At 76.1% G+C, this 22614-nt stretch carries 22 protein-coding genes; 15 read left to right on the plus strand and 7 right to left on the minus strand.

What is annotated here, in order from left to right; all coding sequences use genetic code 11:
• Positions 1-7: 7 nt before the first annotated feature.
• The 3 genes from ANAEK_RS10915 to ANAEK_RS10925 all read right to left on the minus strand — a co-directional run bounded on the left by ANAEK_RS10915 (position 8) and on the right by ANAEK_RS10925 (position 2611).
• A complete protein-coding gene (locus tag ANAEK_RS10915) occupies positions 8-541 on the minus strand; it encodes an anti-sigma factor (RefSeq protein ID WP_012526204.1) in 534 nt (177 codons plus the stop codon).
• Positions 538-1128, minus strand: a complete 591-nt coding sequence (locus ANAEK_RS10920) for an RNA polymerase sigma factor (RefSeq protein WP_012526205.1) — start codon at positions 1126-1128, stop codon at positions 538-540. The genes ANAEK_RS10915 and ANAEK_RS10920 overlap by 4 nt, the downstream gene beginning before the upstream one ends.
• Positions 1129-1321: 193 nt before the next feature.
• Complete coding sequence (locus tag ANAEK_RS10925; RefSeq protein ID WP_012526206.1) at positions 1322-2611, minus strand: SLC13 family permease; 1290 nt, start codon at positions 2609-2611, stop codon at positions 1322-1324.
• Between the two features lie 42 nt (positions 2612-2653).
• Here ANAEK_RS10925 and rtcA point away from each other — a divergent pair, with 42 nt between their 5' ends.
• A complete protein-coding gene (rtcA, locus tag ANAEK_RS10930; RefSeq protein WP_012526207.1) occupies positions 2654-3769 on the plus strand; it encodes an RNA 3'-terminal phosphate cyclase in 1116 nt (371 codons plus the stop codon).
• Positions 3770-3772: 3 nt separating this feature from the next.
• Here rtcA and ANAEK_RS10935 read toward each other — a convergent pair whose 3' ends face one another.
• A complete protein-coding gene (locus tag ANAEK_RS10935) occupies positions 3773-4717 on the minus strand; it encodes a magnesium transporter CorA family protein (RefSeq protein ID WP_012526208.1) in 945 nt (314 codons plus the stop codon).
• Positions 4718-4784: 67 nt separating this feature from the next.
• On the opposite strand from ANAEK_RS10935, the gene ANAEK_RS10940 reads away from it, so the two are divergent.
• The 7 genes from ANAEK_RS10940 to ANAEK_RS10970 all read left to right on the plus strand — a co-directional run bounded on the left by ANAEK_RS10940 (position 4785) and on the right by ANAEK_RS10970 (position 10346).
• Positions 4785-5186: a hypothetical protein gene (locus ANAEK_RS10940; RefSeq protein WP_012526209.1), complete on the plus strand. Its 402-nt coding sequence runs from the start codon at positions 4785-4787 to the stop codon at positions 5184-5186.
• 46 nt (positions 5187-5232) lie between these two features.
• Positions 5233-6318, plus strand: coding sequence for an Mrp/NBP35 family ATP-binding protein (locus tag ANAEK_RS10945; RefSeq protein WP_012526210.1), 1086 nt, complete (start codon positions 5233-5235; stop codon positions 6316-6318).
• Positions 6319-6331: 13 nt separating this feature from the next.
• A complete protein-coding gene (locus tag ANAEK_RS10950; protein WP_012526211.1) occupies positions 6332-6823 on the plus strand; it encodes a hypothetical protein in 492 nt (163 codons plus the stop codon).
• The gene (locus ANAEK_RS10955) at positions 6820-7164 is read left to right on the plus strand and encodes a hypothetical protein (RefSeq protein WP_012526212.1); all 345 of its coding nucleotides are present in this window, start codon (positions 6820-6822) and stop codon (positions 7162-7164) included. Before ANAEK_RS10950 ends, ANAEK_RS10955 begins: the two co-directional genes overlap by 4 nt.
• Before the next feature lie 79 nt (positions 7165-7243).
• On the plus strand, positions 7244-7813 hold the full coding sequence (locus tag ANAEK_RS10960; protein WP_012526213.1) for a dual specificity protein phosphatase family protein: 570 nt from the start codon (positions 7244-7246) through the stop codon (positions 7811-7813).
• Complete coding sequence (locus ANAEK_RS10965) at positions 7810-9579, plus strand: hypothetical protein (protein WP_012526214.1); 1770 nt, start codon at positions 7810-7812, stop codon at positions 9577-9579. The genes ANAEK_RS10960 and ANAEK_RS10965 overlap by 4 nt, the downstream gene beginning before the upstream one ends.
• A gap of 203 nt (positions 9580-9782) precedes the next feature.
• On the plus strand, positions 9783-10346 hold the full coding sequence (locus tag ANAEK_RS10970; protein WP_012526215.1) for an outer membrane beta-barrel protein: 564 nt from the start codon (positions 9783-9785) through the stop codon (positions 10344-10346).
• Positions 10347-10448: 102 nt separating this feature from the next.
• Here the strand turns inward: ANAEK_RS10970 and ANAEK_RS10975 are convergent, their stop codons facing one another.
• On the minus strand, positions 10449-12563 hold the full coding sequence (locus ANAEK_RS10975) for a PAS domain-containing sensor histidine kinase (protein ID WP_232288432.1): 2115 nt from the start codon (positions 12561-12563) through the stop codon (positions 10449-10451).
• 213 nt (positions 12564-12776) lie between these two features.
• Between ANAEK_RS10975 and ANAEK_RS10980 the strand changes: the two genes are divergently transcribed.
• From ANAEK_RS10980 to ANAEK_RS10995, 4 genes are all read left to right on the plus strand, one after another.
• A complete protein-coding gene (locus ANAEK_RS10980; RefSeq protein WP_012526217.1) occupies positions 12777-13634 on the plus strand; it encodes a 3-hydroxyacyl-CoA dehydrogenase family protein in 858 nt (285 codons plus the stop codon).
• 12 nt (positions 13635-13646) lie between these two features.
• The gene (locus tag ANAEK_RS10985; protein ID WP_012526218.1) at positions 13647-14429 is read left to right on the plus strand and encodes an enoyl-CoA hydratase/isomerase family protein; all 783 of its coding nucleotides are present in this window, start codon (positions 13647-13649) and stop codon (positions 14427-14429) included.
• A 73-nt stretch (positions 14430-14502) separates the two neighbouring features.
• The gene (locus ANAEK_RS10990) at positions 14503-15645 is read left to right on the plus strand and encodes an acyl-CoA dehydrogenase (RefSeq protein ID WP_012526219.1); all 1143 of its coding nucleotides are present in this window, start codon (positions 14503-14505) and stop codon (positions 15643-15645) included.
• A gap of 82 nt (positions 15646-15727) precedes the next feature.
• A complete protein-coding gene (locus tag ANAEK_RS10995) occupies positions 15728-16876 on the plus strand; it encodes an acyl-CoA dehydrogenase family protein (protein WP_012526220.1) in 1149 nt (382 codons plus the stop codon).
• A 35-nt stretch (positions 16877-16911) separates the two neighbouring features.
• Here the strand turns inward: ANAEK_RS10995 and ribA are convergent, their stop codons facing one another.
• Complete coding sequence (gene ribA / locus ANAEK_RS11000) at positions 16912-17586, minus strand: GTP cyclohydrolase II (protein WP_012526221.1); 675 nt, start codon at positions 17584-17586, stop codon at positions 16912-16914.
• Positions 17587-17754: 168 nt separating this feature from the next.
• On the opposite strand from ribA, the gene ANAEK_RS11005 reads away from it, so the two are divergent.
• The 3 genes from ANAEK_RS11005 (at position 17755) to ANAEK_RS11015 (ending at position 20459) form a co-directional block, all read left to right on the plus strand.
• Positions 17755-18399, plus strand: a complete 645-nt coding sequence (locus ANAEK_RS11005) for a MerR family transcriptional regulator (RefSeq protein WP_012526222.1) — start codon at positions 17755-17757, stop codon at positions 18397-18399.
• 317 nt (positions 18400-18716) lie between these two features.
• On the plus strand, positions 18717-18953 hold the full coding sequence (locus tag ANAEK_RS11010; RefSeq protein WP_012526223.1) for a hypothetical protein: 237 nt from the start codon (positions 18717-18719) through the stop codon (positions 18951-18953).
• A 57-nt stretch (positions 18954-19010) separates the two neighbouring features.
• The gene (locus ANAEK_RS11015) at positions 19011-20459 is read left to right on the plus strand and encodes an IS1182-like element ISAnsp6 family transposase (RefSeq protein ID WP_012525172.1); all 1449 of its coding nucleotides are present in this window, start codon (positions 19011-19013) and stop codon (positions 20457-20459) included.
• 199 nt (positions 20460-20658) lie between these two features.
• Here the strand turns inward: ANAEK_RS11015 and ANAEK_RS11020 are convergent, their stop codons facing one another.
• Positions 20659-22563: a hypothetical protein gene (locus tag ANAEK_RS11020; RefSeq protein WP_012526224.1), complete on the minus strand. Its 1905-nt coding sequence runs from the start codon at positions 22561-22563 to the stop codon at positions 20659-20661.
• Positions 22564-22614: the final 51 nt, after the last annotated feature.

The raw sequence follows: 22614 nt of genomic DNA on the forward strand, positions 1-22614 counted from the left end.
GCTCCGGTCAGGCGAGCTCTGCGCGCGCCGAGGGGATGAGGCGCGAGAGCGCGAACAGCAGCGGGACGGCGAGGACGGCGCACGCGAGCGCGAGCTGGAAGCGGAGCGCCGACAGCACGGTGGCGGCCAGGCCGGCGCCGAGCCGCAGCGCCTCGCCGGCCGAGCCGAGGCCGCCGGCGAGCCGGCTGGCGGCGGGCGCCCAGGTGCCGGCCCCGGCGGCCACCACGGTGACGCCGATCGCGACCAGCACGGCGGCGAGGATGGCGACGGCGAAGCGCCGCTCGCGCCGCACCGCGTGCTCGCGGGCGTCGATGCGGGAGAGCACGCCGGCGGTGAAGTCGCGCGGCAGCTCCGGGACCTCGAGGGCGCCGAGCGCCTCGCCCAGCGCGTCGCCGAGCACGCGGTAGGACTCGGCGAGCGCCTGGCACTCGGCGCAGTCGCCGGCGTGCGCCAGGACCTCGTCCGCCTCGGCCTCGAGCAGCATCCCGTCCACCAGGCGCTGCGCCTGGGCGTCGGTGAGGTGTCCGGTGAAGGTCGTCATGGCGTGATCTCCGGGGCGCTCGCGTCGAGGGTCGCCTTGAGCCGCGCGCGGGCGCGGTGCAGCCAGGTCATCACGGTGCCGATGGGGACGTCCATGGCGGCGGCGATCTCCTTGTAGGAGAGGTGCTCGACGTGGAAGAGGTGCACGACCTCGCGGTAGTTCGCCGGCAGGGCCGCGACCGCGGCCTCGATGGTGCGCGCCAGCTCGCGGCGCTCCAGCGCGTCGTCGCCGCGGGGCGCGTCCGGGTCGGCGAGATCGCGCGGCGCGCCGTCCTCCGGGGCCGCGTCCAGCTCGACCCGCTGCGCCTGCGGCAGGCGGCGGCGGAGCACGTCGAGGCAGTGGTTGCGGGCGATGCGGAGCAGCCAGGGCGCGAACGGCTGCGAGGGATCGAACGCGGCCAGGCTCGCGTAGGCGCGCGCGAACGCCTCCTGGGCGGCGTCCTGCGCCTCGTCCTGGTCCCGCAGCAGCCGGACGCAGAGGGCGAACACCGTGCGCTTGTGCAGGTCCACCAGCCGTGAGAAGGCCTGCCGGTCGCCTCGCGCGGCCGCCCGCGTCCACGCGGCCTCGCCGGACAGTGAGGGACCCAACGAGCGCTCCTCTGCGGGACAGGTGAGCGCGAAAGCTAGATCGGGGAGTGCGGCCACCGCAACCATGCAGAACCCTACGGAGAACGGCGGGTTCTATTTCGGCGGCGCGGCCGATCTCACGCTCCGTCCCGCCCTGTCCGGGGTGCTTCCCGGGAGGCGTCAAAAGCCGCTGTCATCCCAACGAGTTGAAGGGCTACCCGATCAGGCCGAGGCGGTGCTCCAGGAGCAGGATGCCGAGCCCGGCGGCCACCGTCGCGGCCGTGATCACCGCGCCCACGCGGAAGAAGCGCCAGAAGCCGATGCGGCCGCGCGCGCCGGCCAGCTCGAGCACGATGACGTTCGCGACCGAGCCGACGATGGTCAGGTTGCCCGCCAGCGTGGCGCACAGCGCGGTGGCGAGCCAGAGCAGGGTGGGATCGGCGAGCCGGGGGATCCACTCGCCGGCCAGGATCACGAACGGCACGTTGGAGACCACCTGCGACGCCCCGATCGAGAACAGCCCGAACACCGCCGACTGGCGCGCCGGATCCGCCCCGAGCAGCGGGGCCACCGCCTGGTACATCCGCTCGGTCACGCCGGCCCGCCCGATGCCCGCCACCACCACGAACAGCCCGGCGAAGAACACGAGCAGCGGCCAGTCCACCCGCTGGAGCGCCTCCCGCGGCGCGCGCCCGGCCACCGCCATGCAGAGCGTCGCGGCGAACAGCGCGGTCCAGGCGAGCTCGAGGCCGAGCAGGAACCCCGCCACCGCCAGCGCGAGCGCGCCGAGCGCCTTCGCGAGCAGCGCCCGGTCCACCTCGGGCGCCGCCGGCCGCCCGCCGGTGAGCGCGCCGCGGGGCAGGGTGCGGCGGAACAGCGCGTGGAGGAGCGCCGCCACCAGCAGGAGCGAGGCGAGCGCCGGGAGCGCCAGCGCCGCGGCGAAGCGGCCGTAGCCGATGCCCGAGAGCGTCCCGACGATCATGTTCTGCGGGTTGCCGGTGAGCGTGGCCGCCGAGCCCGCGTTCGACCCGAACGCGACCGCCAGCAGGTACGGCAGCGGCGGCAGGTCCGCGTCGTCCACCATCCGCAGCACGAGCGGGGTCATCATCAGGCAGACGGTGTCGTTCACCAGCAGGGCCGAGAGCGCACCGGCGGTGAACACCACGCCCCAGAGGAGCGTCCGCGGCGTCCCGGCCGCGCGCAGCACCCTCCAGCTCGCCCACCGGAAGAACCCCGCCTCCCCCAGGTAGGCGGTCAGGACCATCATCCCGAGGAGCAGGCCCAGGGTCTCGCCGTTCACCGCCGCGCCGCCCTCCGCCGGCGTGAGCACGCCCAGGGCGACCATCAGGACGGCGCCGAGCAGGGCGGCCGCGGGGCGATCCACCGAGAGATAGGGGAAGCGTCCCGCGGCGACGGCCACGTAGGTGAGGGCGAAGACGGCGACGGCGGCGATCACCCGCGCCTTGTAGCACGCCCCGGGGAGGGGGCGGCCGGCCCAGCCCACGCACCGCTTAACGCCGCGGCGTCGCCGGACTACATTGCGCCGATGCCGGCGGATCTCCCCATCGTGCTGGACGGCAGCGCCGGCGAGGGCGGCGGCCAGATCCTGCGCACCGCGCTCGCGCTGTCGGCGGTCACCGGACGGCCGTTCACCATCGAGCGCATCCGCGCGCACCGGCTCAAGCCGGGGCTGCGCCCGCAGCACCGCGAGGCGGCGCGCGCCACCGCCCGGATCGTGGAGGCGGAGCTCTCGGGCGACGAGGTCGGCTCGAGCGCGCTCGAGTTCCGGCCGCGCCACGCGCCGCGCGCGGGCGACTGGGCCTTCGACATCGGGACCGCCGGCTCGACGCCGCTCCTGTTCCAGACGGTGTGCTGGCCGCTGGCGCTGGCCGGCGCGCCCTCCACGCTCACCCTGCGCGGCGGGACGCACCAGGACCACGCGCCCACGTTCCACTACCTGGCGCTGGTGTGGGCGCCGGCGGTGGCGCGGCTCGGGTTCCGCTTCGGCCTGGAGCTGCAGGCGGCCGGGTTCTACCCCGAGGGCGGCGGCGAGATGACCGCCCGCATCGAGCCGGCGCACCCGATGCCGCCGCTCGACCTGCGCCACCGCGGCACGCTGCAGGACGTCGAGGTGGTGTCGATGGTGGGCGGGCTCGGCTTCGAGATCGCCGAGCGGCAGGCGGCGCGCGCGCTGCGCGGCCTGCGCGACGCGGGCATCCCCGCGGAGGCCGAGCGGGTGCCGGTGCCCTCGCGCGCCTCGCGCGGCGGGCACGTGCTCCTGGTCTCCACGTTCGAGCGGACCCGCACCGGCCACGGCGCGGTCGGCGCGCGCGAGCGGTCGCCGGAGGAGGTCGCGGACGTGGCGGTGGAGGGGCTGCGCGACCACCTCCGCGGCGGCGCCGCGGTGGACCTGCACCTCGGGGACCAGCTGCTCCTGCCGGCCGCGCTGGCCGCGGCCGGGATCCTGCCCGCCGCCCCGGGCGTCGTGCCGGTGACGCGCTACAGCGTGGCCGCGATCACGCGGCACCTCACCACCAACGCCGAGGTGATCCGCCGGTTCCTCGACGTGGAGATCGCGGTGGACGGCGGCGAGGGTCAGGAGGGCGAGGTGCGGGTCCAGCCGCCCGGCGCCCGCGGCGAGGTGGTGCCGATCGGTCGCTGAGCGCTACAGCCAGCGCTTCCGCCGGAACACCGCGTACATCGCGACCGGCATCCCCACCATCGACAGGAGCACCAGCGGCACCGCGACGCGCGGCGGCAGGATGTCGAGGTTCATGCCGAAGAACGTGCCGATGAAGTTCAGGGGCAGGAAGATGGTCGAGATGAGCGTGAGGCGCGTCATCACCGAGGAGAGCCGGTTGTTCGTGGACGACAGGTAGGCGTCCATCGCGGACGCGAGCAGGTCGCGCCCGGTGTCGATCTCCTCGGTGAGCCGGACGGCGTGGTCCACCACGTCGCGGAAGTAGATGGCGGTCTGGTCGCGCACCAGCGCCTGGCCGGGCCGCGCCAGCGCCGCGAACACCTCGCGCTGCGGGGCGAACCGCTTGCGGAGCAGCACGTGCTGCCGCCGCGCCGTCAGGACGCGGTCGAGCAGCTCCTGGTCGCTCTCGTCCCGGCGCTCCGCGAGCACCGACTCGGCCAGCTCCTCCACGTCCGCGGTGAGCGCGTCCACCAGCGTGAAGTGGGCGTCGGTGATGGCGTCGTGGACCAGGTACAGCGCGAAGTCCACGCCGCGCGCGAGCAGCTCGGGCTCGGTGGCGCACCGCTCGAACACCCGGTCCACCTCGGCGATGCGGGCGGCGTGCACGGTGACCAGCGCCTCGGCGGTGAGGAACGCGTCCACCTCGTGGGTGAGGAGCTCGGAGTCGTCCGGCGCGGGCGAGATGCGGTGGACCACCGTGAACAGGTTGTCCGTGTACTGCTCCAGCTTGACGCGCTGGTCCTCGTGCGCCGCGTCCTCGAGCGCGAGCGGGTGGAAGCGGAACCGCGCCGCCAGGAACGCCATGTTCTCCGCGGTGGGCGCGAGGTCGATCCACACCGGCGCCCCGGGGCCGGCCAGCTCCTCGCCGCCCGACCGCACCTGCCCGCCCTCGACCCGGAGCACCCGCATCCGCGGAGGGTATCACCGGGCTCGCGCGGCGTGGCGCGCCCGCGGCCGGGGTGATATCGGTCGGCCCGTGCCGTCCCGCTGGCTCCTCCCCCTGTGCGTCGCCGCCGCGCTCGCCTGCGCCGGCCCCGGCGCGCGTGCTCCCGCGCCGCCGCCGGCCGGCCTCGACGAGGCCGCCGCCCGCGAGGTGCTGCGGCGCTTCGCCGACGCGCTCCGCCAGGAGCGCTGGCCGGACGCGCACGCGCTCCTCTCCGCGCGCTGGCAGGGGGCGTACACCCCGGCGCGCCTGGCCACCGACGCCGGCGGCGCCGGGCCGGCCGGGAGGGAGGCGGCCGAGCGGGTGCGCGCGCTGCTCGGGCAGGGGGCGTCGCTCCGCGACGTGGGGGGCGCGCGGGTCCTGGACGTGGGCGGCGGACGGCGCGCGGTGCTGGTCGCCGAGGGCGGGCGCTGGCGCGTGGACGCGCTGGAGTGAGCGGCGGCGTTGAGAAGGCGAGGGCGCCCCGCTATAAAGGCCGACCATGCCGCTCGACAACGCCGCCGCGCTCGAAGCCCTGAAGAAGGTCATGGACCCGGAGCTTCACCGGGACCTCGTCTCCCTCGGGATGGTCAAGGATCTCTCGGTGGACGGCGACGCCGTGCGCCTGAAGGTGGAGCTCACCACCCCGGCCTGTCCGCTGAAGGACACCATCGGGCGCGACGTGGAGGGGGCGCTCCGGCGCGCCGGCTTCGCGCGGGTCGAGATCCACTGGGGCGCGCAGGTCCGCTCCGCGCCCGGCGTGGCGCAGTCGTCGCTCACCCCCGGGGTGAAGAACATCATCCTGGTGGGCGCCGGGAAGGGCGGGGTGGGCAAGAGCACCGTCGCCATCAACCTCGCGGTGGGCCTCGCCCGGCAGGGCGCCAAGGTCGGCATCCTCGACGCCGACATCTACGGGCCCTCGGTGCCGATCCTCACCGGCCTCGACCAGAAGCCCACCTCGCGCGACGGGCAGAAGCTCGATCCGCTCGAGGCGCACGGCATCAAGGTCATGTCGATCGGCTTCCTCATCGACCCGGAGCAGGCGCTGATCTGGCGCGGCCCGATGGTCACCGGCGCGCTGGTGCAGCTGCTGCGGGACGTGAACTGGGGCGAGCTGGACTACCTCGTGCTCGACCTGCCGCCGGGCACCGGCGACGTCCCGCTCACGCTCGCCCAGAACGTGCGCGCGGCCGGCGTGGTGCTGGTCTCGACGCCGCAGGACGTGGCGCTCGCCGACGTCATCCGCGCCAAGCTCATGTTCGACAAGGTCTCCATCCCGGTGCTCGGCCTCGTCGAGAACATGTCGTCGTTCGTGTGCCCGCACTGCCGCCACGAGACGGCCATCTTCGACAAGGGCGGCGCGCAGGCCGCGGCGGAGAAGATGGGCGTCCGCTTCCTGGGCGCGGTGCCCATCGACCTCGCCATCCGCGAGGGCGGCGACAAGGGCGTCCCGGTGGTCGCGGGCGCGCCCGACAGCCCGCAGGCCGAGGCGTTCCTGAGCGTGGCCCGCAACGTGGCCGGCGCGGTCAGCACGCAGGTGCTGAAGGCGCCGCGCCTGCCGGTGATCGGCGCGCAGCCGCGCGCCTGACCGAGGAGGCGCCGTGGAGGGGCGGCCGCCGTTCGAAGACGACGAGGTGCCGGCGGGCGAGCCGGACGACGCGCTCGACGCCCCCGGGCTGGAGCCGGACGCGGCGGCCGGCCCCGGCGTGCGCGGCCTCATCCCCGACACGGTCAAGAAGGCGCTGCTCGCCGGCGTGGGCGCGCTGTTCATGACCGAGGAGGGCGCCCGCCGGATGGCGCGGGACTGGAAGCTGCCGAAGGACGTCATCGCGTTCATCGGGCAGCAGGCGCAGGGCGCCAAGGGCGAGGTCCTGCGCGTGTTCTCCGACGAGGTGCGCCGCTTCCTGGAGTCGGAGGCGGTCCGCCGCGAGTTCCTGAAGGCGCTCTCCTCCATGGCCATCGAGGTGAAGGCGGAGATCCGGCTGAAGCCCTCGGCCGAGGGCGGGACGCCGCGGCCGGAGGTGAAGGCCGAGGTGAAGGCGCGGCGCCCCGGGGCAGCCCGCGGGCGCCGGACCCGGAAGGACCGGGCGTGACCCGGAAGCCGCTCCCGCGGCTCCTGCTCCTCGTCGGCGCGATCGGCGTCGGCGCGCTCCTGTTCCGGGCCGCGCCGCGCGACGTGGAGCTGGTCTACGACGTGCGCGGCATCCCGGGCGCGACCGGCCTCGAGGTGGAGGTGCGGCGCGGCGCCGAGCTGATGCGCCGCGCGGAGCTGCGCGTGGCCGCCGGGCAGGCGCTCGTGCACCACCCGGTCCGGCTGCCCGACGGCGCGTACCGGCTCGACATCCGCGTCGAGTCCCCGGACGGCGCGGTGGCGCTCGAGCGGCCGCTCGAGGTCCGCGAGGCCGGCACGGTCGTCCTGCCGCTCGCCCGCTGAGCGCGCGCGGCGGCGGGCGCCGCCCGGGCGTCGGCTGCGCGCGCGTGCCGCGGCGCGGCGGCGGGTGCAACGTTCCGGGGTGATCGACCTGCACTTCGTCGCGCCCGGCCTGGCGGTCGGGGCCTGCTTCCCGGCCGACGCCGCGCTGCGGCTCGCCCGCGAGCACGGGATCCAGCGGGTGCTGGACGTGCGCGGCGAGGCCTGCGACGACGCCGAGGCGCTGGGCGCGTGCGGGATCCGGCTGCTGCACCTGCCCACCCGCGACACCTGCGCGGTCTCGCAGGAGCGGCTGCGCGAGGGCGTGGCGTTCGCGTGCGAGGGGCTGGAGCGCGGGGAGCGCGTGCTGGTGCACTGCCAGTATGGCATCGGCCGCAGCGCGCTGGTGGCGCTCTGCGTGCTGGTGGCGCGCGGCGTCCCGCCGCTCGACGCGCTGGCGCAGGCCAAGGACGCGCGGCCGGTGATCTCGCCCAGCCCCGAGCAGCTGGAGGCGTTCGCGGCGTTCGCCGCGCGCGTGCGGGACGAGGCCGGGGCGGCCTGGCCCGTGCCGACGCTGGAGGCGCTCGGGATCATCGCCTGGCGCCACCTGCACGACGGGCGCGGGGCGGGGCCGGCGCCGGACGCGGCGCGGCAGGCGTCCACGCGGGCGTGAGCGTGCGCTGGTTCGGCGACCGGGAGCGCGAGGCGGAGCCCGGCGCGGCGCTCGCCGCGCTGCGGGCGCGGCTGGCGGGCGTGGCGGCCGCCGCCCCCGGGCCCGAGCGCCACGGCCTGCTCGCGGGCGCGCTGGTGGAGGCCTCGGCGCTCGCGCAGGGGCTGGCCGACGCCGAGCGCGCGGCGGCGGGGGCCGATGACGGCGGCCCGGCCGATCGCGCCGCGCTGGACCTGCTGGCGGCGCTGGCGCGCGCGCTCTGGGCCTCCTGGCGCGCCGGCGGGCGGGCGGCGCCGCCCGGGCCGGAAGCGCTGCTCGCGCCGCTCGAGCGGCTGCCGCGCCCCGCCGCGATCCGGCTGCGCCGCGCGGAGGGGCACGCGCTGTACGCGGTCTACCCGGAGTGTCACGCCGCCGCGGCGCGCGCGCTGGCGGGCTCCGACGCCGTGGTCATCGGGATCCGGTCGATCGGGCCCGGCCTCGCCGCGGCGGTGGCCGCCGGCGCCGGGCTGGCGCCGCCGCTCGCCACGGTGCGCCCGGTGGGCCCGCCGTTCCGCCGCGAGGTGCACCTCGGGCCCTCGCTCGCGGCGCGCGTCGCGGCCGCGCGCCGCGGCGTGTTCGCGGTGGCGGACGAGGGGCCGGGGCAGTCGGGGAGCAGCCTCGCCGCCGCGGTCGCCGCGCTGGAGGCGCTCGGCGTCCCTGCCGAGCGGGTGCACCTGTTCCCCAGCCACGCCGGCGGGCCCGGTCCCGAGGCCGGCGCGGAGATCCTCGACCGCTGGGCGCGCGCGGCCAGGCACCACGTGCCGTTCGAGGCGCTCCTGCTCGCGGATCACCCGCTGGCGCTGCACCGGTCGGCCGAGGACGTGCTCGGGCGCGCCGAGGCGCCGCCCGCGGATCTCTCCGCCGGCGGGTGGAGGCGGCACGCGTTCGCGCCCGGAGACCACGGCGCCTGGCCGCCGTCGCAGGGCTGGCGGGAGCGGCGGAAGTACCTGCTGCGCGCGGGCGGGCGCAGCTGGCTGGCGCGCTTCGCCGGGCTGGGGGCGGCCGGCGAGGCCGCGCTCGCGCGCGCCCGGACGCTGGCGGGCGCGGGGCTCGGGCCCGCGCCCGCGACGCTGCGCCACGGGTTCCTGTTCCTGCCCTGGCTGGAGGACGCGGTGCCGCTGCCGGCGGCGCGTCCTCCGCCGCGGGCCGTGCTGCTCGACGCGGCGACCCGCCACCTCGCGTTCGTCGCGCGCGCGTTCCCCGCCGCGCCGGACGCCGGCGCCGGGCCGGCCGCGCTGCTCGAGGCCGCGCGTGCGAACGCGCTCGAGGCGATCGGGGGCGACGCGCGGCGCGGCCTGGACGCGGCGGCGGCGCGGCTGCCGGAGGTGGTCCGGTGGGCGCGGCCGGTGGAGGTGGACGGGACCGCCGACGCCTGGGACTGGCTGGTGCGCCGCGACGGCGCGCTGGTGAAGGCGGACGCGCTCGACCACCACGCCGACCACGGCCTGGCCGGCTGCCAGGACGCGCTGTGGGACGTCGCCGGCGCCGAGCTCGCGCTCGGCCTCACGTCCTCCGAGGGCCAGGCGCTGGCGGAGCGGGTGCGGGCCGCTGCGCCGGGCGCGCCGCCGGGGCTGCTGCCGTTCTACCGGGTCTGCCGCGCGGCGCTGGAGCTGGCGCGCTGGTCGCTCGCCGCGGGCGACGGGGCGCTCGACCCCGCCGAGCGGGTGCGGCGGCAGGGCGCGCGCGCCGGCGCCGAGAGCGCGCTCCGGCGCGCGCTCGCCGCCGCCTGATCGCGCGCGCTGCGGCCTGTTCAGCGCGCCGACAGGGCGCTGTCCGTCCCCCGACGCGTCGGGCGCCGCGCGCGCCGGAGATCGCGGCATTCTGGCCAGATCCGTTCCGGCGCGACGGATGCAATACGGGAGGACGCGCCGGCACGGCCCCGTCCGCGGAAGCCGAGCCGGCCAGCGTCTCCCAAGAAGGAAGGAAGGTCACCATGAAGAAGCTGCTCATCGTCGTCGCCGCCCTCGTCGGCATGGCCGGTACCGCGCAGGCGCAGGAGCCCGCGCGCAAGTTCGAGATCTCGCCGTACGCCGGCGCCTACCTGGGCCTGGGCGACCAGCGCGACACGCTCAAGGACGCGTTCCTGCTCGGCCTGAAGCTCAAGTACGACGTCCACCCGTACGTCGCGGTGGTCGGCTCGTTCGCGTGGTCGCCCACCGAGGCGAAGCAGTACGGCGACGCCAAGCTCGATCTGTTCCAGTACGACCTCGGCCTGCAGGGCCAGTACCCCGTCGCGATCACCGCCGACTGGACGCTCAAGCCGTTCGTGGGCGTCGGCGTGGGCGCGCGCACCTACGAGTTCCGCGACCTCAACGTGGACTCCGAGACCGACTTCGTCTGGTACAGCGAGCTCGGCGCCAACGTCGAGCGCGGGCCGATCGCCTTCGGCGTCACGGCGCGCGACACCATGAGCGCGTACGACGGGCTCGCGGGCGAGCGCGACTCGACCACCCGGATCGACCTGCAGCTGGCCGGCCACGTCGGCGTGCGCTTCTAGGCAGGGACAGGCGGCGGCGCCTTCCCCCCTGCGCCGCAGCCCGGCGCCCGCGCGTTCCAGGGAGCGCGCGGGCGCCGTTTTTCTTGTGGCCGGGTGCGAGGCTCACGACGCGTCGAGCTCGCGCCCGCCGGGCGCGGTCGCGGCGGCGGGGAGGGTGAAGCGGAACCGCGTGCCCCGGCCGACGCGCGAGCGCACGCCGATCTCGCCGCCGTGGGCCTCCACGATCCCCTTCGCGATGGCGAGGCCGATCCCGAGCGCGCCGCCCTCGCGGCGCGGGGCGTCGTCGCGGACCTGGTACAGGCGCTCGAAGATGAGCGCCTGGTGCTCCTCCGGGATGCCGGGGCCGCGATCGGTGACCGAGACGGCCACCCGGTCCCCGACCGCCGCGGCGGCGAGGTGGATGGCCGAGCCCTCCGGCGCGTAGCGCTCGGCGTTCCCGAGCAGGTTGACCAGCACCTGCAGCACGCGCTCGCGCTGGCCCAGGGCCGCGGGCGTCCCCCGCGCCACGCGCGCCCGGACCCGCAGCCCGCGCTCGGCGAACCGGGGCGCGAGGGCCACCACCGCCTGCGTGATCACGTCCGCGAGCGGGAACGGCGCGAACGGCTCGGCGGGCCGCGCCAGCTCGTGGCGGGACAGCTCCAGCAGCTCCTCGATGAACGCGCGCAGGCGACGGCCGCTGCTCGCCACCACCTGGAGGGCGGTCCGCTGCCGCGCCGCGAGCGGCCCCAGCTTCTCGGCCAGCAGCAGGTCGGCGTACCCGAGCACCGTCACCAGCGGCGTGCGCAGCTCGTGCGAGACGTTGGCGAGGAAGTTGTCCTTGCGCCGGTCCGCCGCCTCGAGGGCCGTCACCGCGCGGCGCAGCTCCGCGGTGCGCCGCTCGACCTCGCTCTCCAGCCGGGCGCGCTCGTCGCGCAGCGCGCCCACCAGCCGCGCCTTGTCGAGCGCGATCGAGGCCTGCAGCGCGAACGCGTCGATGGCCTCCGGATCGCTGCGCCGGACCCGCGGCGCCGCCACCACCAGCGCCGCGGCGGCCCGCCCCTCGCGCAGGAGCGGGGCCAGGATCACCCGCCGGATGGCGACGAGCCGCGCCAGCCGCCGGAGGTCGAGCGGCGTCGCCGCGCCGAGGAGCCCGGCGGCGGCGCGGCGCGGCCGGTCGGTGTGCACGGTCCGGCGCTCCGCCAGGCAGCGCCGGAGCAGCGGCGCCTCCAGGGGATCGACGCGGACCGCCGCGAGCGGGGTCCCGAGCGCGCGATCGAGCGCGCGCCGGAGCGACGGCGGGAAGGACAGGAACCGCCACGTGAAGGCGGGCGGGCCGTCCGGCGCGGGGGCGAGGACGCCGCAGTGGTAGCCGAGCCGCGCCAGCTCGCGCGCCAGCACGCCGTAGACCGCCTCCTCGTCGGTCTCGACGCTGAGGTGCGCGCCCGCCAGGTGCAGCGCCGCCAGCAGCTCGCGCGCCTCCCGCTGCTCGGCGAGCGCGCGCCGCTCGCGGCTCACGTCGCGGGCGATGAGGTGGAGCACCGGCCGTCCGTCCAGCTCGATCCGGGCGCTGGTGAGCGCCACCGGCACCGGCTCGCCGCGCCGGCGCCGCAGCCGGGCGTCGTCCACCGAGGCCGTCGCGGTCCCCGAGAGCGCCTCCAGCAGCGCCCCCGCGTCGAGCGCCGGATGCTCCACGAGCCGCCCCAGCGTGAGGCGGCGCAGCTCCTGGCGGCCCCACCCGGTGAGCTGCGACAGGCGCTGGTTCGCCTCCAGCAGCCGCCCGGTCCCGGCGTCGAGCACCAGGATCGGCTCGCCGGCGGCCTCCTGGTAGACGCGGTACGCGGCGCGGCGCCCGGCCGCCTCGCGGCGGTAGCTCTCGCCCGCGAGCCGGCCCGCCGCCAGGCGCGCCACCGCGTCGAGCGCGCGCAGCTCGCCCGCGTCGAGCCGCCCGGCGGCCACCATCCGCAGCAGCACCGCCTCGCCGGGGCCGGCCTGGAGCCGGAAGAACACGGACGTCGCGGCCGGCGGCTGGACGTGGTCCGGCCAGAGCGCGTCGGCCAGCGCCGACTCGCACGGCGCGGTCAGCCGGAACGCCCGTGGCGCGGCCAGCAGCGGCCTCGCGGGCAGGTGGCCCGGCGCACCGTCGAGGAGGGTGGCGATCCGCCCCCTGAGGGTGCGGGAGGAGAGGGCAGGTCCCTCGACCGCCAGCGTGACCGCCGGCGCGGCCTCGCCGGGCGCCACGGCCAGGAGTTGGGCCAGCGGAACCCCGGCGGCCCGAGCCGCATCCCGCGCGATCTCCCGGTGGATCCTGAGCATGAAAGCGGCGCGCACCCCGGTTGGGATCTCGCGCTCGGCGCCGGATCGTCACACGCTCGAACGTTCGCTGACAAGCCCGGCATGGTCGCGCCGCGACGGCGCACGGCCGCCGGGCCACACCCGAGCGACGGAGGGAGCATGGGCAGCGGGATCGAGCGGCTGGCGGTGGTGGGCGCGGGGCAGATGGGCTCGGGCATCGCGCAGGTGGCGGCCCAGGCCGGGCTCTCGGTGCAGGTGGCGGACGCCACGCCCGAGCTGGCGCGGCGCGCGGTGGAGCGGCTCGGCGCGGCGCTCGCGAAGCTGGTGGAGAAGGGGAAGCTCGCGGCGGCGGAGCGCGAGGCGGTGCTGGGCCGGATCCGCGCGGTGGACCGGATCGAGGACTGCGCCGGCGCCGACCTCGCCATCGAGGCGGTGGTGGAGCAGGAGGCGGTGAAGGCCGACCTGTTCCGCCGGCTCGACGCGGTGCTCGCGCCGGGCGCCATCCTCGCGTCCAACACCAGCTCGATCTCGATCACCAAGCTCGCCGCCGGGACCCGCCGGCCGGACCGGTTCGTGGGGATGCACTTCATGAACCCGCCGCCGGTGATGCAGCTCATCGAGGTCATCCGCGGGCTGCAGACCTCCGACGAGACCTACCAGGCGGTGATGGCGCTCGCGAAGCGCTTCGGGAAGACCACCGTCACCTCGAAGGACTCGCCCGGCTTCATCGTGAACCGGATCCTGATCCCGCTGCTGAACGAGGCCTGCTTCGCGCTGCAGGAGGGCCTCGCCTCGCCGGAGGACATCGACACCGCGGTGAAGCTCGGCCTCAACCACCCCATGGGCCCGCTCACGCTGGCCGACTTCATCGGGCTCGACACCTGCCTGTTCATCGCCGAGGTGCTCCACCGCGAGCTGGGCGACGACAAGTACCGGCCCGCGCCGCTGCTGCGGAGCTACGTGGCGGCGGGCTGGAACGGCCGCAAGAGCGGGCGCGGCTTCTACACCTACGGCTAGCGGGAGGACGCCATGGCCTACGAGAACGTGCTCTGGGAGGTCGCCGACGGGATCGGCACCCTCACCGTGAACCGGCCGAAGCAGCTCAACGCGCTCGACCAGCGCACGCTGCAGGAGCTGGGCGCGGCGCTGGAGGAGGCGGCCCGGGATCCGGCGGTCCGCGCCGTGGTGGTGACCGGCGCCGGCGAGAAGGCGTTCGTGGCGGGCGCCGACATCGCGGCCATGGCGGGGATGGGGCCGTCGGAGGCGCGCGAGTTCGCGGCGCTGGGCCACCGGGTGTTCGCGCAGCTCGAGGCGCTGCCGGTGGTGACGGTCGCGGCGGTGAACGGCTTCGCCCTGGGCGGCGGCTGCGAGCTGACGCTCGCGTGCGATCTCGTCTACGCGAGCGAGCGGGCGAAGTTCGGCCAGCCCGAGGTGAACCTGGGGCTCATCCCGGGGTTCGGCGGCACCCAGCGGCTCACGCGCCGGGTGGGCCTGATGCGCGCGAAGGAGCTGGTGCTCACCGGCGAGAGCGTGGACGCCGCCACCGCGAAGGCCATCGGCCTGGCGCTCGACGTGCTGGCGCCGGCGGCGCTGCTCGACCACGCGCGGGCCAAGGCGCGGGCGGTGGCGTCGCGCGGCCCGGTGGCGGTGGCCCAGGCGAAGAAGGTCATGCAGCAGGGCGCCGACCTGGCGCTGTCCGAGGCGAACGCGCTCGAGCGGCAGGGCTTCGCGGCGCTGTTCGGCGGCGAGGACGCGAAGGAGGGCATGCGCGCGTTCCTGGAGAAGCGGCCGGCGCGCTGGAGCGGGCGTTGACGCACCGTTGACGCAGGGCGCGGTGGCCTGAGACGCTGCGGGCCGAGGCTGCACCTTCCAGAAAGGACGTTCCATGGACATCCAGCTCACCGAGGAGCAGCGCCAGGTCCGGGACCTCTGCCGGGAGTTCGCCGATCGCGAGCTCAAGCCGCACGCGCGGCGCTGGGACCGCGACCACGAGTTCCCCGCCGCCGCCGTGAAGCAGCTCGGCGAGATGGGGCTGATGGGCGTGGCCGTGCCGGCGGAGTGGGGCGGCGCCGGGATGGACAACGTGTCGTACGCGCTCGCGATGGAGGAGATCTCGCGCGGCTGCGCCGGCACCGGCGTCATCATGAGCGTGTCGAACTCGCTCTACTGCGACCCGGTGCTGAAGTACGGCACCGACGCCCAGCGCAAGGAGTTCCTCGAGCCGTACGCGCGCGGCGAGAAGCTCGGCTGCTTCGCGCTCACCGAGCCCATGAGCGGCTCGGACGCGGCCGAGATGCGCACCGTGGCGGTCCGGCGCGGCGACGAGTACGTGCTCGACGGCACCAAGAACTTCATCACCAACGGGCCGCAGGCCGACGCGGTGCTCGTGTTCGCCATGACGGACAAGGCGAAGCGGCACAAGGGCATCAGCGCGTTCCTGGTGCCGACCGACGCGCGCGGGTTCAGCCGGGGCAAGCCGGACGACAAGGTGGGCATCCGCGCCTCCGGCTCCTGCTCGCTGTTCTTCGAGGGCTGCGCCCTCCCGGCCCGCTACCGGCTCGGCGAGGAGGGCGACGGGTTCAAGATCGCCATGGGCACGCTGGACGGCGGCCGGATCGGCATCGCCGGCCAGGCGCTCGGCATCGCGGTGGCGGCGTTCGAGGAGGCGGTGGCCTACGCGAAGGAGCGCAAGGCGTTCGGCCAGCCCATCACCCAGTTCCAGGCCATCCAGTTCATGCTCGCCGACATGGCCACCGAGATCGACGCGGCCCGGCTGCTGGTGCTGCGCGCCGCCTCCGCCAAGGATCGCGGCGTGCGCCACAGCGCCGAGAGCGCCATGGCGAAGCTCTTCGCCTCCGAGATGAGCGAGCGCGTCACCTCCAAGGCGATCCAGATCCACGGCGGCTATGGATACGTGAAGGAGTTCGACGTGGAGCGCCACTGGCGCGACAGCCGCATCACCGAGATCTACGAGGGCACCAGCGAGATCCAGCGCCTCGTGATCTCCGCCTCGGTGCTGAAGGGCTAGCCGCCCGCACCCCGACCGAGCGCTCCACCGGCGCCCCGCCCAGGGCGGCCCCGCGCCGGGCGGAGCCACACCCGGATCCTGCATGGACTTCGAGCTCGACGACACGCAGCGCGCGATCCAGGACACGGCGCGCGCCTTCGCCCGCGAGGAGGTCGCGCCGGCCGCGGCCGAGAACGACCGGCTGCGGCGCTTCCCGGCGGACCTGATCCGCGGCCTCGGGGAGCTGGGGCTGCTGGCGGTGAACGTCCCGGCGGCGTACGGCGGCTCGGAGGCCGGCGCGGTGGCGTACGCGCTCGCGATCATGGAGATCGCGGCGGCCGACTGCGCGACCGCGGTGACCATGGCCGTCACCAACATGGTGGGCGAGCTCATCGCGCGGTTCGGCACCGAGGCGCAGAAGCAGCGCCACCTGCCGCGGCTCGCCGCCGCCGAGGTGCTGGCCGGCGCGTTCGCGCTCTCCGAGCCGCAGGCCGGCAGCGACGCGGGCGCCATGCGCACGCGGGCGGTCCGCCGCGGCGGTGGCTGGGTCATCGACGGCGCCAAGCAGTGGATCACGAGCGGTGACGTGGCCGGGGTGCTGGTGGTCTGGGCGCGCACCGGGCCGGCGGAGGGCGGGGGCGGGGTGACCGCGTTCCTGGTCGAGGCGGGCACCCCCGGGCTGCAGGTGGGGCGGCACGAGGACAAGCTCGGGATCCGCGCCAGCTCCACCGTGGCGCTCTCGTTCGACGGGTGCGAGGTGCCGGACTCGGCGCGCCTCGGCGAGGTGGGCCAGGGGCTGCGGGTGGCGTTCGCGGCGCTCGACGGCGGCCGGGTCGGCATCGCCTCGCAGGCGACCGGCACCATCCGCGCCGCGCTCGACGCGAGCGTCCGCTACGCGCGCGACCGGCAGGCGTTCGGCGTCCCCATCGCCGAGCACCAGGCGGTCGCGTTCATGCTCGCGGACACGGCGGTGGAGCACGACACGGCGCGCCTCCTGGCGCTCCGCGCGGCGGCGCTCAAGGAGGCCGGGCGGCCGTTCACGCGCGAGGCGTCGATGGCGAAGCTGTGGGCCTCGGAGGCCGCGCAGCGAGCGGTGGGCCGGGCGGTGCAGATCCACGGCGGGGTCGGCTACACCGAGGACTTCCCGGTGGCGCGCTACTTCCGCGACGCGCGGGTGCAGACGATCTACGAGGGCACGAGCGAGATCCAGCGCCTCGTGATCGCGCGGGAGCTCCTGAAGGACGGCGGGTAGCCGGCGCGCGGGTAGGTGCGCCGCGCCGCGGGCGCTCAAGCGGTGCGCGCGGTGCCGTCGTCGTCGGTCTGGATGAGGTGCCCGGTCCGCTCGCGCTTCACCCGCAGGTACTCGACGTTGAACGGGTTGGCCGGGGAGGGCAGCTGGATCCGCCCCCGCACCGGGATGCCGGCCTCGGCGAGCCCGGAGAGCTTCTGCGGGTTGTTCGTGATGAGCTCCACCGAGCGGACGCCCAGCAGGCGGAGCATCTCGGCGGCGACGTCGTAGCGCCGCAGGTCGTCGGGGAACCCGAGCAGCCGGTTCGCCTCGTAGGTGTCGTGCCCCTGGGCCTGGAGCGCGTAGGCGCGGATCTTGTTGCCGAGCCCGATGCCGCGGCCTTCCTGGCGCAGGTACAGGAGCGCGCCGCGGCCGCGGGCCGCGACGAGGTCGAGCGCGCGGTCGAGCTGCGCGCGGCAGTCGCACTTCAGCGAGCCGAGCACCTCGCTGGTGAGGCACTCCGAGTGGACGCGCACCGCGACGGACTCGCCGGCCACGTCGCCCATCACCATGGCCACGTGCTCGACGCCGGTGCGGCGCTCCCGGAACACCACCGCGCGGAACAGGCCGCGCTCCGTCGGCAGCGGGGCCTCCGCGTACAGGTCGATGGTCGCGGCGCTCGCCTCGTGGGCCGCGCGTCCCTTGCGGCCGGCGACCGCCACCAGGTTGCTCATCTCGGATGCTCCTCAGGGTCGCGCCCGCGAAGCGGTGCGCCAGCGGGCTGCACATAACGGCCGACGGCGACCCCGGTCAAGCCGAACGCTCTCCCGAAATCGGGGTGCGGCAGGTGCGCGGGTGAGCGCATTGACATCGTCGATTCGCGCGGTTAGGTGACTCGCGCCATGAGTGCCGACCTCTCGTCAGGGGACCTCGCCCGAGCGACGGGGAACACCGTCCGGACCATCCGCTTCTACGAGGAAGAGGGCCTGCTGCGCCCGGCGGAGGTCAGCGACGGCGGGCACCGGCGCTACACCGAGGACGAGCTGGAGCGGCTGCGGCTCATCACCGACCTGCGGGAGCTGGGCCTGGCGCTGGGCGAGATCCGCACGCTGCTCGAGCTGCGCAGCGGGTGCGTCACCGCGGCCGAGTTCGCCATCCGGTTCCAGCAGGTCCTGGCCGGCCACCTGGAGCAGGCGCAGCGCCGGCTCGAGCGGATGCGGCGGGTGAAGAAGGAGCTGCTCGACGCGCTCGCCAGCATCCAGGAGCGGCTGTCGTCGGAGGGCGCCGAGCAGTGCCCGTGCGCGGTCGCCGAGGCCGCGCGCGCGCCGCGCATCGTGAAGGTCCTCGCGCGGCAGGAGGGGTGCTGCAAGCACCCGGAGCACCACCACGTGCACGACGCGGCGGGCGAGCCGGCGGGGCGGTCCGTCGTCGCGGGCGACCCCCAGGTGCCGCTGCCCGGGCTGGCCGTCGCGGCGCACCCGCAGCACGACGATCCCGCCGCCGACCCGCAGCTCCGTCCGGCCGCCAAGCGCGGCGCCGGCTTCTGACCCGACCTCGCGGTTCCGACGTTCGCCGTCGCGCGCCGGGCAGGGCGCGCGCGATCCTCACCGCAGCGACGCCTCGAAGGCGACCCCCGACGGCTCGAGGCGAGCGCCGCCTGGGCCGGCCGACCCGGCCCCGCGTCGAGTTACCATAATCCATATTATCGGACGTCCTGTGGGGATCGCGGGATCTGCTGGATTCCCTGGGCGGCAGCCGTTTCGCGCGCCCCGGAGGTCGCCGCCGGTGCGCTCGGCCGCGGTTGCCGGCGTCGCCCTGGCGCCGCACCCTTCACCCGACCCGACGCACACGGAGGAAGCCCGCCATGGCGCTGCTCTCGAGGACCTCGAGGATCCCGCCGCTCGAGCGGCCGCGCCGTCAGCTGGCGCTCGCCCGCATCGGCACCGCGCTCGCAGCGACGAGCATGGGCGCGCTCGCGCTCGGCGCGGTCGCGGTGGGCGCGCTCGTCATCCGGCGGCTCGCGGTGAAGCGCGCGCGGATCCACCGGCTCGAGATCGACGAGCTGATCGTGAACGGCCGGCCCTTCCAGCCGCAGGCCTGACACGGTTGCCCAAAACAGGAGTTGAGGTCAGAGGCGCGGGATGATCTTCTGCGCGCGATGACGCTCACGCCCCCGCCGACCGAGCCCGCCCAAGTTCGCCGCAGGCAGCGCCGAGATCCCGATCCGCACTTCAAGCCGGACACGAGCCACCAGCTCGACGCGATCCTGGGCTGCCCGGCGGAGAGCGTCCCGAAGGATCATCTCGCCTGGGCGGTGCTCGAGATCGTCGAGCAGCTCGACACATCGGCGGTCGAGGCCGGCTACTCGTCGCTCGGCCGTCACGGTTATCACCCGAAGAGCACGCTCGCCGTCTGGGTGTACGCGAGCCTCATCGGACTTCATCACTCGACCAAGGTGGCCCGCGCGCTGGGGACGGACGCGGCGATGCGGCTCGTCGCACGTGGCGGGAAGCACTCGGGCGCGACGCTGCGCCGGTTCCGGCAGCGCAATGCCGTGCTGTTCGCCGCCGCCATCGACGCCACGGTGCGCCTCGCGCACGAGCGCGGGCTGCTCGACGCGAAGGACCTCGCCATCGACAGCGTCCGAATCCGGGCGCACGCCTCGACGAAGGCGGTGAGGACGCGCGAGCGCTCCACGCGGCGGCTCCGCGAACTCGAGGGGATCGATCCGCGAGACCTGCCGAAGGGCAGCCGGATGGAGCACGCGGCAAAGCTCAAGAAGCATCGCGAGGCGCTGGCGCTGTGCGACGAGCGCGACGTCACGAACGTGGTGCTGACGAGCCCCGCGGCCGCACTGATGAAGTTCCCGTCGGGCGCGGGTCTGCCGGGTCATCGCGTCACCGTCACCGCGAGCGGGCAGAGGACCCGCTTCGTGATCTCCGTGCTGGTGGACGCGGCGACGAACGACTACGGCAAGCTCGAGGGAGCGGTGAACCAAGCGCGAGAGGCCCTCCTGCGGGCGGGTGTGCCGGAGGAATCGAAGCTCCAGTTCGCCGCGGACGCAGGTTACTGGAGCGAGCCGGATCTTTCGTTCGCACTGCGTTCCCGCGAGTGGGCCGACATCCTCGTCGCCGAACCCGGCAAGGAGAACGGGCATGACGACAGGACGGCTCCGTACTTTGGGCGGCGCGCCTTCGAGATCGACGGCGAAACCGCCGTCTGCCCGGCAGGCACGCGTATGCGCGGCCCCTATCAGGACTCGGCGGTCGGCCGGCTGAAGTGGATCGGCGTCGGCTGCGCGGAGTGCCCGCAGAAGCCGCAGTGCACGCCCGGACGTGAGCGCGCCCTCACCGTGAGTCCGGCTGCGGAGGCGATGCGGGACCGGCTACAGGGCAAGGGGGCACGCGAGCGCTACAACCGGCGCATCGCGACCGTTGAGCCGGTGTTCTCCGCCATCGAAGACACGATGGGGTTCCGTCGCGTCAGCTCGCGGCTCCCCGAGACGGTCCGGGCGGAGATCCTGCTCAAGATCCTCGCCCACAACGTCGGTCGCCTCGTCACGGCGAAGCGGGTTCGCTGTGTCTACGTGCTCGTCGAGGAATTCTGATCAACCCTGTGAGAGCACGTGAACCCATCCCCTCCCGTCGCCGCGGCGGCCGATCCGCGTCGCATCGCGTCGTTGCTCCTCCCTCACATGCCGACGGGCATGCTCGGTCGTCGCGCCTCGCGCTGCTCGCGTCTCGACCGCCTGGCTCGGTCCGGGGATTGATTCACGCGCTCTGAGCGCGCCGCCCCGGCGGCGGCGCTCAGTCGACGGACGCCGTCGCGACCGGCTCGATCCGGACCGGGCCCGCCGGCCCATCGGCGCCCGAGGCTCCGTCGGGCCCGGCGGCACCGTTCGGGCCCGACGGGCCGTCGAACCCGCCGGACAGGTGGACGGAGCGCCCGCCCTCCGGGCACAGCGACGCGCGGCGCCCGCCGGCGCCCCCGTCGCCGCCGTGGCCGCCCATCCCACCCCGGCCGCCGCGTCCCCCGCGGCCGCCCTCGCTCGCGGCCAGGGTGCCGGCGAGCGCGAGCGTGTCGGCGAGGAGCGCGGCGGGCGCGCGCACCGCGACGTGCACCGCGCCGCCGCGGCCGCCCGGCTGGCCGGAGCCGCCGGCCTCCCCGTCCTCGCCCGCGCCCCCGGGGCCGCCGGAGGTCGCGTCCGAGCCCATCATGCACGAGGCGTCCATCCCGCGCGTGCCGGTCGAGCCGTCGCGGCCGCGGCTGCCGTTCCGTCCCGACGACCCGGCGGCACCGCGGCTCACCACCCGGAACGCCGTCGCGTCGGCGCGCTCGAGCACGGCCAGGCGGCGCCCGCCCGGGGACGTGGCGGTGACCAGCAGCCGATCGGCGTCCACCCGCTCGAGCTCGACCGCGAGGTCCGGCCCGGGCGCCCCGGGCTTCGCGCCCTCGAACACCCATGCGCCGGGCCGCTCGTACCGCACCGGCCAGCGCACCACGCCCGCGAGCACGCCGCCGGCCCGGATCGCCACCTCGAGCCGGGCGCCGCCCCGGGCGACCGCGGCCAGCGCCGGGAGGTCCACGCGCTCGCGCACCACCACGTCCGCGCCGCGCAGCGCCGCGAGCGGCGTGTCCACCGAGAGCGCCGCCGGATCGAGGCACGGCGTGGGATCCAGCGGGCGCCCGGGCGCGCACGGGCGGCCCGGCCGCGAGAGCCCGGCGACCTCGACCGTGAGCGCCTCCGCCAGGTGCACCGGCGGGAGCACGCCGGGCCTGCCGCCGTCGCCGAGCGCGAGCAGCGTGGCGGTGCCGTCCGCGGGCGACTGCCGCGCCAGGATCGTCGCGGCGGGGATCCGATCGGTCTCGAGCGCCGCCCGCAGCGGCCGGTGCTCCTGCGGCGAGATCCGGTAGGCGCCGTCGCGCACGACCGCCGCCTCGACCTCGGTCGCCCGGGCCTTCACCTCGGGGAACGGCGACGCGGCGATCCGCACCCGGACCAGGGCGCGCTCCGCCTCGGCGCGCGTATCCGGGTCCAGCAGCCGGTGCGCGAGGAGCCGCAGCGCGGCCTCGTCCTGCGACGCGGCCAGGGCCGCCAGCCGGGCGGCGTCCACGCGCCGGCCCTGCCAGTCCCCTTGCTCGGCCTCGAGCGCGGCCACGAGGGCGCCGGCCCGCGCGCGCGCCACGGGGCCGAGGCGATCGCCGTCCAGCCGCGGCCGCAGCTCGGCCAGCACCGACGCGCGGACCTGCCGCGAGCCGGCCAGGCCCGGCGCGCGCTCGAGCGCGATCCGGTGCAGCGCCTCCAGCTGCGCCTGGAGCGCCGGGTCGCGCTCGACCTCTGGCGCCTCGACGAGGTCCGCCTCGGCGCCCACGATCCGATCGACCAGGTCGCGGGCCCGGTCGTCCGGCATCGCCGCCAGCAGCGGCTCGACGCACTCGGCCCAGGTCGGCGGGGGCACCGTGTCGGCGCGGAGCGCGCCCAGCAGCACGCCCGGCGTCCGCCGGGACCGGCGCACGTCCTCCGGCACCGCTCCGCCCCGGGCGCACACCCGTCCGTCGGCCCCGGGCTGGCCGAGGTACGCCACGAGCGCCTCCGGGGATCCGGTGCCGGCGAGGCCGGCGGCGGTCATGGGGAGCTTCGATCCGGCGCAGCCCGCCAGCAGCACGGCGAGCGACGCGGCGCGCACGGCGAACGCGGCGGACGGCCTCATCGTGAAACCCTCCACCCGGTGAGTACCCTGCCCGCCGCCCCGAGGTTAACT

This window comes from Anaeromyxobacter sp. K (assembly GCF_000020805.1).
Classification (GTDB): domain Bacteria; phylum Myxococcota; class Myxococcia; order Myxococcales; family Anaeromyxobacteraceae; genus Anaeromyxobacter; species Anaeromyxobacter dehalogenans.